This is a genomic window from Mesorhizobium sp. BR1-1-3, from assembly GCF_020165455.1.
Classification (GTDB): Bacteria; Pseudomonadota; Alphaproteobacteria; order Rhizobiales; family Rhizobiaceae; genus Mesorhizobium; species Mesorhizobium ciceri.
Window position 1 is genome coordinate 198517 of sequence record NZ_JAIUIC010000008.1, and the last position, 19366, is coordinate 217882.

23 protein-coding genes are annotated in these 19366 nt (G+C 64.8%); 8 read left to right on the top strand and 15 right to left on the bottom strand.

Annotated elements, in window-relative coordinates; genetic code table 11:
* Positions 1–60: 60 nt before the first annotated feature.
* The 5 genes from LB559_RS19560 to LB559_RS19580 form a co-directional block, all read right to left on the bottom strand.
* Positions 61–1107, bottom strand: a complete 1047-nt coding sequence (locus LB559_RS19560; protein ID WP_027161200.1) for a glucokinase — start codon at positions 1105–1107, stop codon at positions 61–63.
* A 174-nt stretch (positions 1108–1281) separates the two neighbouring features.
* The gene (gene mepA, locus LB559_RS19565) at positions 1282–2370 is read right to left on the bottom strand and encodes a penicillin-insensitive murein endopeptidase (protein WP_224674770.1); all 1089 of its coding nucleotides are present in this window, start codon (positions 2368–2370) and stop codon (positions 1282–1284) included.
* Between the two features lie 149 nt (positions 2371–2519).
* Positions 2520–3419 carry an SDR family oxidoreductase gene (locus tag LB559_RS19570; protein WP_224674771.1) on the bottom strand — a complete coding sequence of 300 codons (900 nt, stop codon included), beginning with the start codon at positions 3417–3419 and terminating at the stop codon, positions 2520–2522.
* On the bottom strand, positions 3416–4570 hold the full coding sequence (queG, locus tag LB559_RS19575; protein ID WP_224674772.1) for a tRNA epoxyqueuosine(34) reductase QueG: 1155 nt from the start codon (positions 4568–4570) through the stop codon (positions 3416–3418). The genes LB559_RS19570 and queG overlap by 4 nt, the downstream gene beginning before the upstream one ends.
* Complete coding sequence (locus LB559_RS19580) at positions 4551–5243, bottom strand: glutathione S-transferase family protein (protein ID WP_013528622.1); 693 nt, start codon at positions 5241–5243, stop codon at positions 4551–4553. The genes queG and LB559_RS19580 overlap by 20 nt, the downstream gene beginning before the upstream one ends.
* 160 nt (positions 5244–5403) lie before the next feature.
* Between LB559_RS19580 and LB559_RS19585 the strand changes: the two genes are divergently transcribed.
* Positions 5404–6210, top strand: a complete 807-nt coding sequence (locus LB559_RS19585; protein ID WP_224674773.1) for an undecaprenyl-diphosphate phosphatase — start codon at positions 5404–5406, stop codon at positions 6208–6210.
* 80 nt (positions 6211–6290) lie between these two features.
* Here the strand turns inward: LB559_RS19585 and LB559_RS19590 are convergent, their stop codons facing one another.
* Both LB559_RS19590 and rsmI read right to left on the bottom strand, forming a co-directional pair.
* On the bottom strand, positions 6291–6668 hold the full coding sequence (locus LB559_RS19590) for a YraN family protein (RefSeq protein WP_024502180.1): 378 nt from the start codon (positions 6666–6668) through the stop codon (positions 6291–6293).
* Positions 6661–7575 carry a 16S rRNA (cytidine(1402)-2'-O)-methyltransferase gene (gene rsmI / locus LB559_RS19595; protein WP_224674774.1) on the bottom strand — a complete coding sequence of 305 codons (915 nt, stop codon included), beginning with the start codon at positions 7573–7575 and terminating at the stop codon, positions 6661–6663. Before rsmI ends, LB559_RS19590 begins: the two co-directional genes overlap by 8 nt.
* A 149-nt stretch (positions 7576–7724) precedes the next feature.
* Here rsmI and LB559_RS19600 point away from each other — a divergent pair, with 149 nt between their 5' ends.
* Positions 7725–7913 (top strand): hypothetical protein, encoded by a 189-nt coding sequence (locus tag LB559_RS19600; RefSeq protein ID WP_013528626.1) that lies wholly within the window; start codon positions 7725–7727, stop codon positions 7911–7913.
* A gap of 73 nt (positions 7914–7986) precedes the next feature.
* Here the strand turns inward: LB559_RS19600 and LB559_RS19605 are convergent, their stop codons facing one another.
* The 6 genes from LB559_RS19605 to rph form a co-directional block, all read right to left on the bottom strand.
* Positions 7987–8424, bottom strand: coding sequence for an EamA family transporter (locus LB559_RS19605; protein WP_224674775.1), 438 nt, complete (start codon positions 8422–8424; stop codon positions 7987–7989).
* Between the two features lie 25 nt (positions 8425–8449).
* Complete coding sequence (locus LB559_RS19610) at positions 8450–8773, bottom strand: low molecular weight protein tyrosine phosphatase family protein (RefSeq protein ID WP_013528628.1); 324 nt, start codon at positions 8771–8773, stop codon at positions 8450–8452.
* Between the two features lie 3 nt (positions 8774–8776).
* A complete protein-coding gene (gene hemW, locus LB559_RS19615; RefSeq protein ID WP_224619104.1) occupies positions 8777–9940 on the bottom strand; it encodes a radical SAM family heme chaperone HemW in 1164 nt (387 codons plus the stop codon).
* The gene (gene rdgB / locus LB559_RS19620) at positions 9937–10584 is read right to left on the bottom strand and encodes an RdgB/HAM1 family non-canonical purine NTP pyrophosphatase (RefSeq protein WP_224674776.1); all 648 of its coding nucleotides are present in this window, start codon (positions 10582–10584) and stop codon (positions 9937–9939) included. The genes hemW and rdgB overlap by 4 nt, the downstream gene beginning before the upstream one ends.
* Entirely contained in the window at positions 10584–10994 is a 411-nt protein-coding gene (locus LB559_RS19625) for a VOC family protein (protein WP_024502185.1), read from the bottom strand. Before LB559_RS19625 ends, rdgB begins: the two co-directional genes overlap by 1 nt.
* 184 nt (positions 10995–11178) lie before the next feature.
* Positions 11179–11895, bottom strand: a complete 717-nt coding sequence (gene rph / locus LB559_RS19630; RefSeq protein ID WP_013528632.1) for a ribonuclease PH — start codon at positions 11893–11895, stop codon at positions 11179–11181.
* Positions 11896–12053: 158 nt separating this feature from the next.
* Between rph and hrcA the strand changes: the two genes are divergently transcribed.
* From hrcA to LB559_RS19660, 6 genes are all read left to right on the top strand, one after another.
* Positions 12054–13151: a heat-inducible transcriptional repressor HrcA gene (hrcA, locus tag LB559_RS19635; protein WP_027161211.1), complete on the top strand. Its 1098-nt coding sequence runs from the start codon at positions 12054–12056 to the stop codon at positions 13149–13151.
* A gap of 24 nt (positions 13152–13175) precedes the next feature.
* Entirely contained in the window at positions 13176–13373 is a 198-nt protein-coding gene (locus tag LB559_RS19640) for a hypothetical protein (RefSeq protein WP_013528634.1), read from the top strand.
* Between the two features lie 98 nt (positions 13374–13471).
* Positions 13472–14824 carry a PQQ-dependent sugar dehydrogenase gene (locus tag LB559_RS19645; RefSeq protein WP_082827514.1) on the top strand — a complete coding sequence of 451 codons (1353 nt, stop codon included), beginning with the start codon at positions 13472–13474 and terminating at the stop codon, positions 14822–14824.
* A gap of 272 nt (positions 14825–15096) precedes the next feature.
* Positions 15097–15714: a LysE family translocator gene (locus LB559_RS19650; RefSeq protein WP_224674777.1), complete on the top strand. Its 618-nt coding sequence runs from the start codon at positions 15097–15099 to the stop codon at positions 15712–15714.
* A 196-nt stretch (positions 15715–15910) separates the two neighbouring features.
* On the top strand, positions 15911–16891 hold the full coding sequence (gene cysK / locus LB559_RS19655; RefSeq protein ID WP_013528637.1) for a cysteine synthase A: 981 nt from the start codon (positions 15911–15913) through the stop codon (positions 16889–16891).
* 129 nt (positions 16892–17020) lie between these two features.
* Entirely contained in the window at positions 17021–17647 is a 627-nt protein-coding gene (locus tag LB559_RS19660; RefSeq protein ID WP_024502187.1) for a glutathione S-transferase family protein, read from the top strand.
* Between the two features lie 3 nt (positions 17648–17650).
* Here the strand turns inward: LB559_RS19660 and LB559_RS19665 are convergent, their stop codons facing one another.
* Complete coding sequence (locus LB559_RS19665; RefSeq protein WP_224674778.1) at positions 17651–18895, bottom strand: RNA polymerase sigma factor; 1245 nt, start codon at positions 18893–18895, stop codon at positions 17651–17653.
* Complete coding sequence (locus LB559_RS19670) at positions 18895–19248, bottom strand: YciI family protein (protein WP_013528640.1); 354 nt, start codon at positions 19246–19248, stop codon at positions 18895–18897. The genes LB559_RS19665 and LB559_RS19670 overlap by 1 nt, the downstream gene beginning before the upstream one ends.
* Positions 19249–19366 lie beyond the last annotated feature (118 nt).

The window sequence follows — 19366 nt, forward strand, 5'->3', positions numbered from 1 at the left end:
TTTCCGCTTCCCGCGGCCGGGCAATTTGGCACCCCTCTTAACGCCAAGCAGCCAGCTTGCCTATGCCTCGGGGTGACTAACTTCGTCGCGCCAGCGCCGGCCCGAAGTCTGGACACCGAACAGCGAGGGGTTCCTGGCATAGGCGGCAAGGCCCAGAAGTGCGGCCAGCGGATGGGTAATGACATACACCGGCATGGTGCGCATCATCGCGCTGTGCGGCGCCTTGTCCTCGAAAGCGGCACGGAAATTGCCGGCTTTCAGCGCCGGCACGATCTTCTGCGCGATGCCACCGGTGAGAAACACGCCGCCGCGGCTCATGAACACCAGAGCAAGGTCGCCTGCCGTGCGCCCAAGGCAGGTGACGAAGGTCTCCAGCGCTTCCTCGGCAACTGGATCGGTTTTCGCAAGTGCCGCGGCAGTGATCTCGGCCGGCGTGGTGAAGGGCGACGGCTTGCCGTCCGCCTTGGCAACCGCCCGATAGACATTGACCAGACCGCGTCCGCACAGGATCTGCTCGCCCGAAATGCGGCCCTCCAGCTTCTCGATATGCGGAAAAACCTCGAAATCGCGGGCCGAGCGCGGACCGATGTCCATATGGCCGCCCTCGCCGGGCACCGGTATCCAGTGGTGCAGCGCATGGACCAGCCCGGCGACGCCGAGCCCGGTTCCGGGGCCGAGCACGACGCGGCCGGCATTGGGCTCCGGCGTGCCGCCGCCGATCTTTTCCATGTGCTCCTCGCCGAGCGCGACGACGGCCAGCGCCTGCGCCTCGAAATCGTTGAGCACGACGATGTCGCTCAGGCCGAGGCTGGCGAACATTTTTCTCGGCTTGACGATCCAGGGGCAGTTGGTCAGTTCGATCTCGTCGCCGTCGACCGGACCGGCCACCGCCAGCACCGCCGAATTGGGACGCACCGACGAGCGATCGAGCACGGCCGCCTGGATCGCCTCGTCGATGGTGTTGTAGTTCGCCGTCTGGACGATGGTCGGCTCGCCTGCCTCGGAATTGGCGTCGAGCACGATCGAAAAGCGCGCATTGGTGCCGCCGATGTCGCCGATAAGGATCGGAAACCGCAACAAAGTATCGTCGTCGCCTGTGCCTGGCATGCTCTCGTCCGTCTCCGGCGCCACCGACGGCATCTAGCCGTTCTTCCGTTGACTAGCGCATGGGTTTGAAAAGGGAAACGGTTTTCGACCCCGGCGGCGCGCTGAGGCCGGCTGTGCGGCCAAACCGACACGGTTTCGCAAAAATAAGGCCCCGAACCGATTGGGCCGTGACCGTCAGTTTCCTGGCGGCCGCGGTCGCGGCAGCGGCACGCCGGTCTCGGGGGTCGCCGTGAAGGCGTTCACCGTACTTGGCAAGCCGGCGGCGGCCGGCGTGGCGGAGAATGACGGCGCTTCGGGTTCGGGTGCGGCAGCCGCGACCGGCACGCCGCCGCCATGATAGGTCGCCGCCTCGGCCGAGGCCGGCCCCGGCGCGTCGAGCACGGCGCGGCATTCGCTCGGCAGGTTCGCCATCGTCATCAGGTCGCGTGCCTTGGGGGCATCCGGGTTCTTGTTGGGCCGCCACGGCTCCTGCGTGAACCACCAGGCCAATGGCTTGCCGCAACCGTCATCGTCCGGCGTCGCTTCCTGCGCCTTGCAGCCGGGGGATCCCGGCTGACAGCCGATGCGCATGTGAAAATGATAGTCGTGGCCCCAAAACGGCCGGATCTTGCGCAGCCAGCCGCGGTCGCCCCTGACGGTGTCGCAGAGTTTCTTCTTGATGCCCGGATTGACCAGGATGCGCTCGACCTGGCTGTAGCTCGCCGCCCGCTTCAGAAGCCTTGTGTGCGCCGGCGTCCACAGCGCGTCCTTCACCAGATGGGTCTTCTCATCGACCATCAAGGTGGCGCTCATCGATTCGCGCTGCGCCATCGACAGCGGGCGGCTGGGCATCGGCGTCAGCCAGATGTCGGCGTCGAGCCCGATCTGGTGCGAGGCATGCCCGGTCAGCATCGGGCCGCCGCGCGGCTGCGAAATGTCGCCGATCAGCAGGCCCGGCCAACCGTCGGCTGCCGCATCGCGCGACAATTTCTCGATCACCGCGATCATAGCCGGATGGCCCCAGCGACGGTTGCGGGACGGCCGCATCACCTCCCAGGTCGGACCGTCCATGGGAATGGCGACGCCGCCGGCAAAACAGCCCTTGGAATAGAAGCCGATCGATTGCGCCGCGCTCGCGGCTGGCAGTTTCTTGGCGCCGAACAGGTCTTTTGCCCGTTCCTCGGCCGCGGCCGGCCGTACGGCTAGACCGGTAAGGACGAACAGGCCGAGAGCGGCCGCCAGCCTGAATTTTTTGCCGAGAGATGGCTGTATCGGTGTTTTCATGAAACCGGATCCCCACCAGGCCGAATCATAGCATGCAACGCGGAACGCTTCGATCGACAGAGCGGTTCACCGAAACGGTGAACCGCTCTATCTCTGTTTTGACGCAATCCCGGACGGAGAACCGTGTCACACTTTTCCTGAAATTGCTTTTAGCGCTTCATCGGGCTGCGCGCCTCGCCGTCGCGCCAGTCGTCGCTCGCCCACATATGGTCGAAGGCGGCGCGGTAGTCCGGAAAGCGCAGGGAATAGCCCGCCGCCTTGATCGCCGCGTTGCCGACGCGCTTGTTCTCGCCATAGAAGGACCGCGCCATGGGCGAAAGTTGGGCGGCGTCGAAAGGAATCTCGGGCGGCGGTTCGATGCCCATCAATGATGCGGCATAGGCGACGACGTCCTGCGGCGCCGCCGGCAGATCGTCGGTGACGTTGAAGATGCCGCCTTTATTGCCTTGGATGAGCTGCCACAGGGAGCCTGCAATGTCGTCGCAATGAATGCGGTTGAACACTTGGTCGGGCTTGACCAGCCGCCTTGCGCTGCCGTTTTCCAGATTGACCAGGGCATTGCGGCCCGGCCCGTAAATGCCGGAGAGTCGCAGGATCGCCACCGGCCGGCGAATCTCGCGGCCCAGCTCCAGCCAGTCCTGCTCTGCCGCCACCCGCATCATCGAACGCTTCGACACCGGCCGGCATTCAGCCGTTTCATCGACCCAGGCGCCGTCATAATTGCCGTAAACCCCGACCGTAGAGAGATAGCCGATCCATTCCAGCGCCGGCATTTGAGCGATTGCCTCTCGGGCGGCACCCAGCACGGGATCGCCAGCCTCCTCCGGGGCGACCGAGATCAGCAGATGCGTTGTTTTCCGCAATGCATCGCCAGTCTCATCCGTCATCGCGCCGTCGAACAGCAGCGGCGCGATGCCGGCCTGCCGTAGCGTCTCGAATTTTTCCGGCGAGCGTGTCGTGCCGAAGATCGTCGCGGCGCCTTTGTTGGCCCGAGCAAAAGCCCTGCCGGAATAGCCGGCGCCGAAGATGAATATCTGCTTTTCGCTCATGCATTCGCCCTGGTTGGCCGCGCCAGACGCCATTCGTCGCGCACGGCTTCGTCGCTCTCGGTTTTCAGGCCGAGGGCTGCCCTTTCTGAATATTCGGCATCGGGCACCAGCCGCGCCAGCGCCCAAATTGCCGCGCCCCGCACCAGCTGCGAGGCATCGTCCAGCAAGGTGCGCACAGTGTCGGCAAGAGAGGCATCGCCGGAATTGCCGGCGGCGATCAGCACGTTGCGGATGAACCGATCGCGGCCGATGCGTTTTATCGGCGAACCGGAGAAGAAAGCGCGGAAGGCCGCGTCATCGAGACCCAAAAGGTCGGCGAGCGGTGGTTCGCGCAGATCATCGCGCGCGGCGAGTTTTGCTTCCGAAGCCGCCCGGGCGAATTTGTTCCACGGGCAGGCGGCTAAACAGTCATCGCAGCCATAGATGCGGTTGCCGATCTTTTCGCGGAATTCGTGCGGAATCGGCCCCTTGTTCTCGATGGTGAGATAGGAAATGCAGCGCCGCGCATCGAGCCGGTAGGGCGCCGGAAAAGCATCGGTCGGGCACGCGTCGAGGCAGGCGCGGCAGGAGCCGCAATGGTCGATTTCGGCGCGGTCGGGCACGAGTTCGGCGGTGGTGAAGATGGTGCCGAGGAACAGCCAGGAGCCGTGCTCGCGGCTGACCAGATTGGTGTGTTTGCCTTGCCAGCCAAGCCCGGCGGCTTCGGCCAGCGGCTTTTCCATGACAGGTGCGGTGTCGACGAACACCTTCACGTCACCGCCGGCGCGGGCGACAAGCTTGCCGGCGATCTCCTTCAGCCGGCCTTTCATCACATCGTGATAGTCGCGGTTTTGCGCATAGACCGAGATCGCGCCGCGGTCGCGCTTGGCCAGCACTTCGCGAAGATCACGGTCGGGGCCGTAGTTCATCGCCAGCACGACGATCGAGCGTACCTGCGGCCAGAGGGCCGTTGGTTCACTGCGGCGTTGCAGCGTCTCGGCGATCCAGTCCATCGAGCCGTGAAAGCCGTCGGCGACGAATTCGGCCAGGCGCGCCGGCGCCAGCGGGATCGCATCGGGGGAGGTGACGGCGACGGCATCGAAGCCGGCGCGCTGCGCCTCCGCGTCGATCAGCGCGCGCAGTTTTGCGGCGTCAGAAGTCGAGGTCCGCATAATGCGACACCGGTGACAGGCCGCGCACCCGGTCGGTCAAAAGCGGCCGGAAGGAAGGCCGCGACTTGACCCGCGTGTACCATTCGCGTGCAGCGCTGTGCTCGCGCCAGTCGATCTCGCCGAGATAATCGAGCACCGAAAGCGTCGCCGCGGCCGCGAGATCGGCATAGGTGACCCTCGAGCCGGCCAGCCAATGGCGGGTGCCGGCCAGCCAGTTGGTGTATTTCATGTGCTGGCGGATGTTGGCGCGCGCCGCACGGATCGCGCCAGAGTCGGGCGAGCCGCCGCCCGCCGTTTCCGGCATGACCGGCTTCAGCACGCGCTCACGCACCAGATGGCGGGTGACTTCGCTTTCAGCCTTGTTGAGATACCAGTCGATGAGCCGGCGGATTTCGGCGCGCTGCATCGGGTCCTCGGCGAACAGCCGCTTGTCGCGCTTCAGCACGCCGCGCGTTTCATCGAGATATTCCGATATGACCGTCGCGCCGACGATCGGCACGTCGCCTTCGGCCAGCAGGATCGGCAGCGTGCCGGCCGGGTTCAGCGCCAGGAACTCCTTGCGCCGGGTCCACGGCTTTTCCTCGATCAAAGCCAGCTCCTCGCCATACTCGCCGAATGCGAGGCGGACGAAGCGACAGGTGGCGAACATGGGGTGGTGGAAAAGCGTCAGCATGGTTCCGCGATGATAAAGCGCACTGGCGAATCGCAGGGCGCACCGGTAAGTCTTGGCCGCCCGGTTAGCGGGCCGTCAGGGTGTTGCGACCTATAGGGGGACTTCAACGCCATGACAAGCAAGCCCTTCTGTCAGCCGTCACGCCAATGCCGAGGTAGCCATGGAAAGCCAGACCATCGTCGAAGCCCTGCTGCTCGGCCTGCTGGAGGGGCTGACCGAGTTCATCCCGGTGTCCTCGACCGGCCATATCCTGCTCGCTGGCCATTTCCTCGGCTTCCACTCGACCGGCAAGGCCTTCGAGATCCTGATCCAGCTCGGCGCCATCCTGGCGATCCTCAGCGTTTATTTCCGCCGCCTCTGGAAAATGCTGCTCGAACTGCCGCACGACCGACTGACCAGGCATTTCGTCATCGGCATCCTCATCGCCTTCCTGCCGGCGGCATTCATCGGCGCGCTGGCGCATGATTTCATAAAGACGGTGCTGTTCGAATCGCCGAGGCTGATCTGCATCATGCTGATCATCGGCGGCGTCGTGCTGCTGGTGGTTGACCACATGAACCTCAAGCCGGTTTATCGCGACGTCGAGCGCTTCCCGACCCGGCTTTACCTGCAGATCGGGCTTTTCCAGTGCCTGTCGCTCATTCCCGGCACATCGCGTTCGGGCTCGACCATCGTCGGTGCCCTGCTTTTGGGCGTCGATAAGCGCGCGGCCGCTGAATTTTCCTTCTTCCTTGCAATCCCGACCATGGTCGGCGCCTTCGCCTTCGACCTGTTCAAGAACCGCAACGTGCTGAGCAGCGCCGACCTGCCGATCATCGCCGTCGGCTTCGTCGCCGCCTTCGTCACGGCGCTCATCGTCGTGCGCTTCCTGCTCGATTACGTCTCGCGCAAGGGTTACTCGCTGTTCGGCTGGTGGCGGCTGGTGGTGGGCGGTGTCGGGTTGGTGGCGTTGATGATCTGGGGGTGAGGAGTGTTCCGCGTAGCAGCCCTCACGCTTCGTCCCACGGGCTCCGCCCGTGGATGACGAATGAAGGAGGGCTGCCCCCTCTAACTCTTCCCATAAAACGCGTTCTCGACATGCACCGGCCAGCGCCAGGGCAGCACCGCGACCATGTCGAAGCGCATCGACAGTCTGCCGTAGTCCGCTTGGCGCGAGAGCCAGATGTCGGCCGCGCCTTCTATGCGACGTTCCGATTCGTGGCCGATCGCCTCCATGGCTTCCATCAGCGACCGGCGCGCCTTGACCTCGACGAACAGCACCAGATCGCCGCGCCGCGCGATCAGGTCGATCTCGCCGAAGCGCGTGCGATGGCGGCGGGCGAGAATGCGATAGCCTTTCAGCATCAGCGCTACCGACGCCAGCCATTCGCCGCGATGGCCGCGCCGATAGGCTTTCTGGCGGCTGGCGCTCGGGCGTTCAGCCACCGCCGCTTTCTCCCGAAGCATCCTTGAGCTCTAGCAATCGCCGATAGAGCGCCTGTTTCTGGCCGCCGGTCATCTTCGCGGCTTCCGCCGCCGCCTTGGAGGCCGGCATTTCGGCGGCAAGCGACAGAAGCAGACGGTCGATGTCGGCGGGTTCGTCGACCCTGGCCTCGGCCGGAGCGACGCAGACGACGATCTCGCCCTTCGGCGTATCGGCCGCGGCATAGTGGTCGGCCAGCGCCTGCAGCGTGCCGGTTCGCATCTCCTCGAAGGTCTTGGTCAATTCCCTGCCGATCGCGGCCTTGCGCTCGCCGCCCAGCGCTTCGACCATGGCACCGAGGGATTCGGCCAGCCGGCGCGGCGATTCGAAGAAAATCAATGTCGCCGGCACGGCTTTCAGTGCCTCCAGCCGCGTCAGCCGCTGCCCGGTCTTCACCGGTAAAAATCCGGCGAACATGAAGGCATCGGAGGGCAGGCCGGATGCGGTCAACGCCGCGAGCGGCGCCGATGGGCCGGGGACAGGCACGACGCGAATGCCGTGGTCGAGCGCCTCGCCGACCAGCCGGTAGCCGGGATCGGACACCAGCGGCGTGCCGGCATCGGAGATCAGCGCCACGCTCTGTCCGGCCTGGAGCGCCGCGATCAGCTTCGGCCCGGCCTCGCCGGCATTATGCTCATGATAGGCTGTGGTGCGGCGGCGGATGCCATACCGGTCGAGCAGCACGCGCGACACCCGCGTGTCTTCGCAAGCGACGATGTCGGCGGCGGCCAGCGTCTCCAGCGCGCGCAGCGTGATGTCGGCGAGATTGCCGATCGGCGTCGCCACCAGATAGAGCGCCGGCTCCAGCGGCCGGGCCGCGATCTCGGTCTGCCCGACCACATAGCTGTGCTTGCCCGTCTCTGCGGTCACTGATCAAGTCTCCGTTCGACCCTGTTTGGCACGGCTGACGCGGGCTTGCAAAAGCTGACGCCGATGTAGGGAATTCGCCTTTCCTTTGCCACAGTGGGGAACCAAACCGGCGTTGGCAGATTAGCCCCCTGATTCCGGAGGAGGACAGGATGGACAGCCTCAAGATACAAGACGCTTTCGAGCCCTACTATGCCGGCCGCAACCGCGTTGCCACCCCCAGGGACAAGCGCCCGTCTGCCAAGACCGAGCACAGCCTGACCGAAGAGCGCGTCGCCAGCACCTTGCCGACGAACGTCAGCCTTTCCGACAACAAACCCGACAGCACGACGGAGCACTGACCGGACGATGCCCAATCGCTTCGATATCTTCATCACCCGTCTTGAAACGAAGAACGCACGCCATGGCGCGCAACTACCTTCGATAGGCGACCAGCACAGCACCCGCCGCGATAAGGGTGACGCCAAGCCAGTTCGCTCCGGACAACCGCTCGCCGAGAAAGGCCGCGCCAAACACCGCCACAAGCACGACGCTTAGCTTGTCGATCGGCGCCACCTGCGCCGCATTGCCGATCTTCAGGGCGCGAAAATAGCAGAGCCATGAAGCGCCGGTCGCCAGACCGGACAGGGCGAGGAAAGCCCAGGTCTTTCCCGAGATCGTAGCCGGCGACTGGAACTGGCCGCTGGCGAGCAGGATGGCACCGAGCACGATCAGGATGATGATCGTGCGGATGAAGGTGGCGAAATCGGAATTGATGTTCTCGATGCCAACCTTGGCGAAGATCGCCGTCAGGGCAGCGAATGCAGCCGAGAGCAATGCCCAGAATTGCCAGGAGGATACGGTCAGGTTCATCAAGGTGGCCTTCGCGGATGACGTCTCAACCGAGATACCGCGAAACGCGCGCCTTCAGAAGGCCAATCAACTCCAGATCCATGAATTCATAATCGTCAGGTATGTCGAGGCAGATCACACGCGCCTTCTTCAGGCTGGCCCTGAATTTCTTCTGCAGCTTGGTGCGGTGCGCCTTTTCCATGACGAAGATGATGTCGGCCCAAGCGACCAGCTCATGCGTCAGCGGCGTGTCGGCATCGTGGTTGGTTCCGGCCGAGGCCACCTCGATATCGCGGCGCGTTGAAAACACCTGTTCGGCGGTCGGGCTGCGCAAGCGGTTCTGGCTGCAGACGAAAAGGACGTTCTTCAAGGGTTAGCGCGCCAGATCGGCGACCACCGCGTCGAGCACGATCATGCCGGCGGCCGTGGCACGCAGGCGCGCATTGCCGATCGGCGCCACCAGCCCTTCGCCCTGCAGCATCGACAACCGCGCGCTCGACAGGCCGCGCCCGGAGAACGCCTCGTAGCGGGAGAGGTCGATGCCTTCGGCCAGCCGCAGGCCCATCAGCAGGAATTCGTCGGCCTCTTCCGAACGCGTCAGGATCTCGCCGCCGGTGACGCCATGGCCCTTGGCCTCGACCAGATTGGCCCAGGTTTCCGGCATCCGCTCGGCGATTGTCACCGTGCGGCGGCCGTTCTCGACGAAGCGGCCATGCGCGCCCGGCCCGACGCCGACATATTCGCCATAGCGCCAATAGGTCAGGTTGTGCCGGCTCTCGGCGCCCGGCCTGGCGTGGTTGGAAATCTCGTAGGCCGGCAGGCCGTGCGCCGTGGTGATCTCCTGCGTCAGCGCATAGAGGTCGGCGGCATGGTCATTGTCGGGGATGACGAATTTCTTTGCCGCATGCAGCGCGTGGAAGGGCGTGCCTTCCTCGATGGTCAGCTGGTAGAGCGACAGATGGTCGGCGGCATGGCCGATCGCCTGTTCCAGCTCCGATGCCCAAGCCTCCGGCGTCTGGCCGGGGCGGGCGTAGATCAGGTCGAAGGACAGCCTTGGGAATATTTCCCGCGCGAAGCCGATGGCGTGCAGGGCCTGTTCGACATTGTGCAAACGGCCGAGGAAGCGCAAATCCTTGTCGTTCAGCGCCTGCACGCCGAGCGACACGCGATTGACGCCGGCTGCCCGGTAGCCGCGAAAGCGTTCGGCCTCGACCGAGGAGGGATTGGCCTCCAGCGTCACCTCGATGCCGGCAGGCACCGTCCAGTTCTTCGCCACGGCGTCCAGAACCCTGGCCACGGTTTCCGGCTTCATCAGCGAGGGCGTGCCGCCGCCGAGAAAAACGCTGGTCACCTCGCGCGGCCCGGTGCGCTCGCGCATCGTCGCCAGTTCGGCCTCGAAGGCGGCGGCAAAGCGCTCCTGGTCGACCGGCTGGTGGCGAACATGGCTGTTGAAGTCGCAATAGGGGCATTTGGCCGCGCAGAACGGCCAGTGGACATAGACGCCGAAGCCGGGCGCCCGGTCGAGCAGCATGCTCATGCCGAGCCCAATCGAGCTTGGGCGAATTTCTGGAAGGCGCGGGCGCGGTGCGACAGCGCCGTGGCCTGGCCGGGCTTCCAGCCATGCTTTTCCTCGGCGCTCATTTCGCCGAAGGTTTTTTCGAAGCCATCGGGCAGGAACACAGGATCGTAGCCGAAGCCGAGCTCGCCGCGCGGTGGCCAGACCAGCGTGCCCTCGGCCTCGCCGCGATAATATTCCGCCTCGCCGTCGGGAAACGCCAGGCAGATGACGGCGACAAAGCGTCCCTTGCGCTGCTCCGGCAAGGCGGCGGCGACCTCCTGCAGCGCCACTTCGGTGCGTTGCATGGCCATGCCGAAGTCACGCGAACCGTCCGGGGTTTCGGCCCAGTTGGCGGTGTAGACGCCGGGCGCGCCGTCAAGCGCGTCGACGCACAGGCCGGAATCGTCCGACAACGCCGGCAAGCCGGTCGCCTTGGCGGCGGCGAGCGCCTTGATGTAGGCGTTCTCCTCGAAGGTGGTGCCGGTCTCGTCCGGCTCCGGCAGGCCATACTCCCTGGCCGACTTCGCTTCGAAGCCGAACGGTCCCATCAGGTCGGCGAATTCGCGCAGCTTGCCCTCATTATGGCTGGCGACGACGATCTTCTTGCCATCGAGAGAATGCATCAAAGGCCCCAGATTCTTGGCTCGGCGAATTCGATCGAATTGCCCGAGGGGTCGCGTATATAGATCGAACGGCCGCCCTGCGGCCACTCGAATTCGCTCTCGATGGCGATCTTCTTTGCCTCGAGATGGGCTTTCCAGCCGGCGATTTCATCGGCGGTCGCCGTAAAGCAGAGATGACCTTGGCCGACCGCGCCGTGCGGCGGCACCGGCAGCCTCGCGTCAGGCGCCGGCGGGATTTTGGTTGCCTCGGCGTTGAAGACGAGCAGCACGCCGGGGCCGCAGCGGAAGAACAGGTGCCTGCCGTCGACCTTGCCGAGGAGATTGAGGCCGAGGATGTCGGTGTAGAAGGTTTCGGCGGCGGGCAGGTCTGTGACGTAGAGGGCCGATTCCAGGATGGCGGAGGGTGTCACGAGGCGCCCCCCTCTGGCCTGCCGGCCATCTCCCCCTCAGCTGGGGAGATTGGCAGCTTCTGCATTGTCGCGCACCCTACAACGCCGGAGATTGGCGAAGCCCTAGACGACATCCGATCTCCCCACTTGAGGGGGAGATGGCCGGCAGGCCAGAGGGGGGGCGCTCAGGCTCGACATCTAAAAACTAAGCCACTGCCATCTGCTGCAAACTCACCAACCGCTGGATGCCTTTCTTGGCCAGGCCCATCAGGTCCGCGAACTGCTCCTCGGAGAAAGGCTCGCCCTCGGCGGTGCCCTGGATCTCGACGATGCCACCCTTGCCTGTCATGACGAAATTGGCGTCGGTGCCGGCCGCGGAATCCTCGATATAGTCGAGGTCGATGACCGGCTGGCCGTCATGGATGCCGCAGGAGATCGCAGCGACATGATCCTTCAGCACCTTGGCGACGCTGGCCATCTGGCGGGCTTCCATCCAGCGCAGGCAGTCATACAGCGCCACCCAGCCGCCGGTGATCGAGGCGGTGCGGGTGCCGCCATCGGCCTGGATGACGTCGCAGTCGACGGTGATCTGCTGTTCGCCCAGCGCCTGCAAATCGACCACGGCGCGCAAGGAGCGGCCGATCAGCCGCTGGATTTCCAGCGTGCGGCCGCCCTGCTTGCCGGCCGAAGCCTCACGGCGCATGCGCTCGCCGGTCGAGCGCGGCAGCATGCCGTATTCCGCCGTCACCCAGCCCTTGCCGGAGTTGCGCATCCAACCCGGCACTTTTTCCTCGAGGCTGGCCGTGCACAGGACATGCGTGTCGCCGAACTTCACCAGGCATGAGCCTTCGGCATGCTTGGAGACGCCACGCTCGAAGGAGATGGCACGCATTTCGTCGAATTGGCGTTTGGAAGGGCGCATTCAGGGCTGCTTTCTTGTCATTTTTCGGAATCTTGGCCGGCTTGTAACCGCATGGGACGCGTGGCGCAAAGGAAAATGGCCTGACGATCGGACACAGACACCGGGTTGCGCGGGTGCAGTGTAAGTCTGTATCCTTGGGCCGGAGGTTTTTTGGCCGTATGACCAAGGCAGTCGATCCGAGTTCGCAGTCGCCCGCGCTTCAGTCGCCAGTATTCCAGGCGCTCGACATGCGTTCCCGCGACATCTTCCGGCGCATCGTCGATTCCTATCTCAGGGACGGTGAACCGGTGGGATCGCGCAGCCTGTCGCGTATCCTGCCGTCCTCGCTGTCGCCGGCGACCATCCGCAACGTGATGAGCGACCTCGAGCATCTCGGCCTGATCTACGCGCCGCACATTTCGGCCGGCCGGCTGCCGACACAGGCCGGCCTGCGTTTCTTCGTCGATGCCTTCATGGAGCTTGGCGACCTTTCCGACGAGGAGCGCCGCGCCATCGAGGCACAGGTGCGGGCGTCCGGCTCCGGTGCGACGCTGGAGCACATGCTGACCGAGGCCAGCCAGATGCTGTCGGGCATGTCGCGCGGCGCCGGCCTGGTGCTGGCCGCCAAGAACGAGGTGGCGCTGAAGCACATCGAATTCATCCAGCTTGAGCCGACGAAGGCGCTGGCGGTGCTGGTGTCGCAGAATGGCGACGTCGAAAACCGCGTCGTCGACCTGCCCGCCGGCATCACCGTCTCGCAACTGCACGAGGCCTCGAATTTCCTCAACGCCCATATACGCGGTCGCACGCTTGCCGAGGCGCGGATCGAGATCGCTCGCATCAAGGAAGAAACCAGGGCCGCGCTCGACACGCTGTCGCAGGACCTGGTGGAGAAGGGGCTGGCGGTGTGGGCCGGCGCCGACAGCGGCCTGCCGGCACGGCTCATCGTGCGCGGGCGTGCCAATCTGCTTGAAAACGTTACCGCCCAGGCCGACATCGAGCTGCTGCGCCATCTGTTCGAGGACATGGAGACGCAGGACGGGCTTATCCAGCTGCTTGACCTCGCCGAGCAGGGCTCGGGTGTGCGCATCTTCATCGGCTCGGAAAACAAGCTGTTTTCGCTGTCGGGCTCGTCGCTGGTCGTCGCCCCCTATCGCGACAAGGATGCCCGCGTCGTCGGCGCGCTCGGCGTCATCGGCCCGACCCGGCTGAATTACGCGCGCATCGTCCCAATGGTCGACTATACGGCGCAGCTGATTTCACGCATGCTGCGCTGAGCTGATCCAACCGAGGAGACGACGATGGCGCTCGAAGAATTCAAGGCCCGGATCAGCCTGCTGCTGGAGGAGATGGTCAACCAGCCGGAAGACCAGCACGAGATCCAGGAGCAGCTGCGCGAAAAGCTACGGGAAATGCGCGCCATGGGCCTGCCGCTGCCGGCTGACCTCGTCGAGTTGGAAAAACGCCTCGACGACGATTTCTACGCCGCCGGGACCTGAACCGGAAAACCGCAAGCTTCCTTCACCTCATCGTGTGCCGTGGAACGATCGACGAAACCGGTCGTTCCTGTTTTCACGCCCGAACACTGGAGGACCGAATGATGCGTTTTGCCGGCCCCGCACTTTCCGCCGCACTGTTTGTCTCGACCGCTTCATTCGCCCAGCAGGCGGACGAACCGGTGCTGAAAGGCGCGGCTGCCTTCGGCGACTGGCGAGCGGACAAGCCGGGCACCCGCCGCCTGATCAGACCGGATGATCTGCCCAAGCCCAATGCCACCCGGTCGACCTCGAACAGCGCCGGCATCGCGGACATGCCGGCAGACGCGAAGCTGCAACTGCCGCCGGGTTTCTCGGCCGAGCTGGTTGCATCGGGCATCGACAATCCACGCGTCGTACGCGTCGCACCGAATGGCGACCTGTTCGTCGCCGACAGCAAAGCCAACCAGGTCCGCATCTATCGCCTCGCCGAAGGCAGTGCGAAGCCGGCGCAGGACGGCATCTTTGCCGGCAATCTCAACCGGCCCTATGGCATTGCCTTCTATCCGCCGGGCGCTGACCCGCAATGGGTCTATGTCGCCAACAGCGACAGCATCGTGCGCTTTGCCTACCGCAATGGCGACCTGAAGGCCTCCGGCGACCCGGAAACCATCGTCGGCAACATCCCCGCCAGTCATCACTGGACCCGCGATATCGCCTTCTCGCCGGACGGCAAGACGCTTTACCTTTCGGTCGGCTCGGGATCGAATGTCGCCGAGGACATGGGCCGGGAGCCGAAAGGCGGACTCGATGCCTGGGCGAAATCGCAGCCGCTGGGTGCAGCCTGGGGTTCTGAAGACGGCCGCGCCGACGTGCTGGCCTTCGATCCCGATGGCAAGAACGGCCGCATCTTTGCCGCCGGCCTGCGCAACTGCTCGGGTATGACCGTGCAGCCGGCGACCGGCGCGCTGTGGTGCGTCGTCAACGAACGCGATGCGCTTGGCGACAATGTGCCACCCGAATACGCGACCGTGGTCAAGGAGGGTGCCTTCTATGGCTGGCCCTGGTACTATATCGGCAACAATGAGGATCCGCGCCACAAGGGTGAGCGCCCCGATCTTGCCGGCAAAACGACCGTTCCCGATGTGCTGATGCAGGCGCATTCGGCGCCGCTCACCATCGCCTTCTACGAGGGGAAGAGCTTTCCAGCTGAATACAAGGGCGATGCGTTCGTCGCTCTGCACGGGTCATGGAACCGCGGCAACAGGACCGGCTACAAGGTGGTGCGGTTGCTGTTCAAGGACGGCAAGCCGACCGGCGCGTATGAGGATTTCATCACCGGCTTCGTGGTTTCCAACGGTGAGGTCTGGGGCCGGCCGGTCGGCGTGGCGATTGCGAGCGACGGTGCGCTGATCGTCAGCGAGGACGGCAACGGCACCATCTGGCGTGTCACCCATGGCGACGGTCCGTCCTGATCTGCTCAGGTAACGCAGCCCCCCTCACCCGGATTGCCAACCGAATTGCGAAGAGCAATTCGGGACAATCCGACCTCTCCCCGAGGGGAGAGGAGTCAGCAGACGCTGGCGCCCGTCTCTTCTCCCCTCGGGGAGAAGGTGGCCGCGAAGCGGCCGGATGAGGGGGCTTCGTAAGGCGAGCCCTCGATATCTGGTGCAATAGAATCCGGCCCCAGGGAATTCAATCTTGGCCTGTCCCATGCAATAAAACGCTCTGATCCGAGACCAGTGCCATGACCCTTACCGGATTCCTCGCCTATAGTGCGGCCCTCGGCATCGCCGCCGCGATTCCTGGTCCCGGCATCACCGCGCTGGTCGCCCGTGCGCTCGGCTCAGGCTTCCGATCGTCGCTGGCGATGTCGTTTGGCCTGATGGTTGGCGACATCACCTATCTGACCGCCGTGGTGCTTGGCCTCGCCTTCGTCGCACAATCCTTCGGCATGGTTTTCCTGGCCATCAAATGGCTCGGCGTCGCCTATCTCGCCTTTCTCGGCTGGCGCTTCTGGAACAGCGGCATCACGCCCGAGACCGTCGGGGCCGGAAAAGGCAAGGGCGGCTTGCTGTCGAGCTTTGCCGCCGGCCTGACCGTTACCCTCGGCAATCCGAAGACGATGATCTTCTATCTCGCGATCACGCCGACCATCGTCGACCTGAAAACCATCACGCTGGCGGATTACGGCATCCTCGTCGCGCTGACCGTTGTCGTGCTGTTGGTGGTGCTGGTGCCGTATCTGGCGCTGGCGGCCAAGGCGCGCTGGTTTCTGAAATCGCCCCGCGCGCTCAAGGCGCTGAACCGCACGGCGGCCGGCTTCATGGTCGGTGCTGCTGCAGCGATTGCCGCTCGGCAATAGAGAGCTTTCCGCCAAAGCATTTCGCAAACGGGCCTTTGCGAGAAATGCTTTTCCGGGACGGCACGGTTTTAGACACAGGTCCCACTCGGATATTTTCAGCCGACAGTCTATCTTGCGCGACCGAAGGCCCTATCTTGCCGGCTGCAATTCCACTGCCTGAAATCCTTACTCGCCTGAAGTTCTGGGAGCGAAACAAATGAACAAGTCCGCCACATCAGCCCGCGTGCCCGGCCGCGGCCGCGTCTACAATTCCATCACCGATACGATCGGCGACACTCCCCTGGTGCGGCTCGACAAGTTCGCCAGGGAAAAGGGCATCGTCGCCAATCTCATCGCCAAGCTCGAATTCTTCAATCCGATCGCCTCGGTCAAGGACCGCATCGGCGTGGCGATGATCGAGGCGCTTGAGGCATCAGGCAAGATTTCTCCCGGCAAGACAACGCTGATCGAACCGACGTCGGGCAACACCGGCATCGCGCTTGCCTTCGCCGCCGCGGCCAAGGGCTACAAGCTGATCCTGACGATGCCCGAAACAATGTCGGTCGAGCGCCGGAAAATGCTGGCGCTGCTCGGCGCCGAGTTGGTGCTGACCGAGGGTCCGAAAGGTATGAAGGGCGCCATCGCCAAGGCCGACGAACTGGCAGCGACGATCCCCAATGCGATCATCCCGCAGCAGTTCGAGAACCCGGCCAATCCGGAAATCCACCGCACGACGACGGCCGAGGAAATCTGGAACGATACGCATGGCGAGGTCGATATCTTCGTCGCCGGCATCGGCACCGGCGGCACAATCACCGGCGTCGGCCAGGTGCTGAAGAAGCGCAAGCCCTCCGTGCATGTCGTCGCCGTCGAGCCCGACTCCTCGCCGGTTCTGTCGGGCGGCCAGCCCGGCCCGCACAAGATCCAGGGCATCGGCGCCGGTTTTGCGCCCAAAATCCTCGACACGACGATCTATGACGAGATCGTCAAGGTGTCGAACGAGGATTCGGTGGCCAATGCCCGCCTCGTCGCCCGCCTCGAAGGCGTGCCGGTCGGCATCTCTTCGGGCGCCGCCCTGCAGGCGGCTATCGTCGTCGGCTCGCGGCCGGAGAACAAGGGCAAAAATCTTGTGGTGGTCATCCCGTCCTTCGCCGAGCGCTATCTGTCGACAATCCTGTTCGAGGGGCTGGGATCGTAGTCCGACGCTCCTTCGCGTCCAAGCTGGCCCGCTGAAAAAACGCGCGTGGCCGCCATCGGCGGCTTGAGCGCGGCACCGCTTCCGGTTCATATCGCCCCGGCCTGCTTTGCGCGGCCGGGGGAGAATTTCATGTACAAGCTTTATACCCGTCCTGGCAGCGGCGGCTTCGTCGTCGAGGCAGCGCTGGCGTTGGCGAATGCACAGTTCGAGCAGATCGACGTGCCGAAGACCGACCGGCCCGACCCCGCCTTCCTCGACATCAGTCCGTTGAACCAGGTGCCGGTGCTGACCTTGCCGGACGGAAGCTCGATGACGGAATCGGCGGCGATCTGCATCCTGCTTGCCGAGCGTCATCCCGATGCCAATTTGGCGCCGGCAGCAGACGCGCCTGCCCGCGCCGATTTCCTGCGCTGGATGGCCTTCATGTCGTCGGTGCTCTATCCGGCGGTGCTGCGTTTCTACTACGCATACCGCTACACTGCCGATCCCGAAGGCACCAAGGCGGTCAAGCAGGCAGCCGTGGCCGAGATGGACCGTGGCTTTGCCGTTCTGGATGCCGCGCTTGAAGGCCGTGACTGGCTGGTCGGCGACCGGATGTCGCTGGCCGACATCTATCTGGTCATGCTGGTGGCCTGGCATCCCGACATCGACAGCGCGCGGACGGCATGGCCGAACATTGAACGCCTGTGGGCGCGGCTGCGCGACCATCCGCTGATGAAGACGCTCAACACCTCGCACGAGATGTGGCCGGGCTGAAGCTCAATTTCTGAGCACTGCCCGCTTTTCCTGCAGGAAGCGGCGCACCGCCGGGTCGCGCTCGAGGCCGATCGCCCGGTCATAGGCTTCGCAGGCTTGCAGTACCTGACCAAGCCTGGCCAGGAGACCGGCGCGTGCGGCCCAATAGGGCTGATAGTCATCAAGCCGTTTGTCGTCGCCCAGCACGTAGAGGGCCGCCAATCCCGCCACTGCGCCCTCGGCCTCGGCGATCGCCACCGCGCGGTTTATCGCCACCACCGGCGATCCTGCGATCGAAAGCAACGCATCGTAGAGCTCGCGGATCGCCGCCCAGTCGGTGCGGCCGGTCAGCCGTCGTGCCGCATGCGCGGACTGCACGGCCGCCTCAAGCTGGTAGCGGCCGATGATGCCCTTGGCCGCGGCGTGGGAAAGCAGCGCCTCCGCCTCATCGATGAGGGCGCGGTCCCATAGAAGGCAATCCTGTTCCGCCAGCGGCACGAAGTCGCCGGCGGCGCTGCGCCGTGCGGCGCGGCGCGACTCAGCAAACAGCATCAGCGACAGGAGGCCCAGCGCCTCCGGCTCCTCCGGCAACAGCGAAGCCACCAGCCGGCCGAGCCAAATGCCTTCGGTCGCCAGATTGCGCCTTCGCGTCTCGGTGCCCGCCGGGTCGGACCAGCCTTCGGCGAAGGCGGCGTAGATCGCTTCCAGCACCGCATCCAGCCGTTCGCCGAGTTCGGCCTGCTCCGGCACGCGGAACGGAATACCGGTTTCACGGATTCGGGACTTGGCTCGCACCAGGCGCTGGCCCATCGTTGCCGGCGAGACCAGGAAGGCGGAAGCGATCGTCGCGGCGTCGAACCCCAGCACCGTCTGCAGGATGAGCGGCGAACGCACGCTCGATTCGATCGCCGGATGGGCGCAGGCGAACATCAGCCGCAGCCGCTCGTCGGGCAGGTCTTCGTCGGTCATGCGCGCCTCCGCTTCCTCGGCAATCAGCTTGAGATGCTCGCGGCCGGCCTCGCTGGTCAGCCGGCGCCGCACCGCATCGACGCGGCGCCGCCTTGCCACCGCCAGCAGCCAGGCTTCCGGTTTCTTGGGTACGCCGGTTCTTGGCCAGCGTTCGAGGGCGGCGGCAAAGGCATCGGCCAGCGCGTCCTCGGCTGCGGCCACGTCGCGCGTGCGGGCCGCGAGCCAGGCGACAAGCTTGCCGTAGCTTTGCCGGGCGGCGGTTTCCGCTGCCGCCCGCGCGATCTCCAGGCCACTTTCCATCACATGGTCTGTTCCCAGATCGGCCGCAGCTCGACCGTGCCGGCGCTGGCCGCGGGGCAGCGCGCCGCCCAGGCGATAGCGGCATCGGCATCCTCGGCCTCGATCATGTAGAAGCCCGCAAGCTGCTCCTTGGTGTCGGCATAGGGGCCATCGAGCACGTTGGTCTTGCCATTGACCATCCGCACCGAAGTGGCGGCCTGGGTCGGCTTCAGCCGGTCGCCGGCCAGCCAGGCGCCGGATTTCTTCAACGCATCGGTATACGCGCCATAGGCAGCGCTGATCTCGTAGGTCTTATCGGTCGGCGCGGCCGCCATCGCGGCTTCATTGACGTAGATCAAAAGCATGTATCGCATGGTCTTCTCCCGTTGTTTCGAAGGCTGCTTCCTTTGCGAGCCGGACGTATGTCGCGCGGCCCTGGCCGATTTCGACAGGCATTGGAAAAATCTTTCGGCTCCGAAGACATTTCACGCA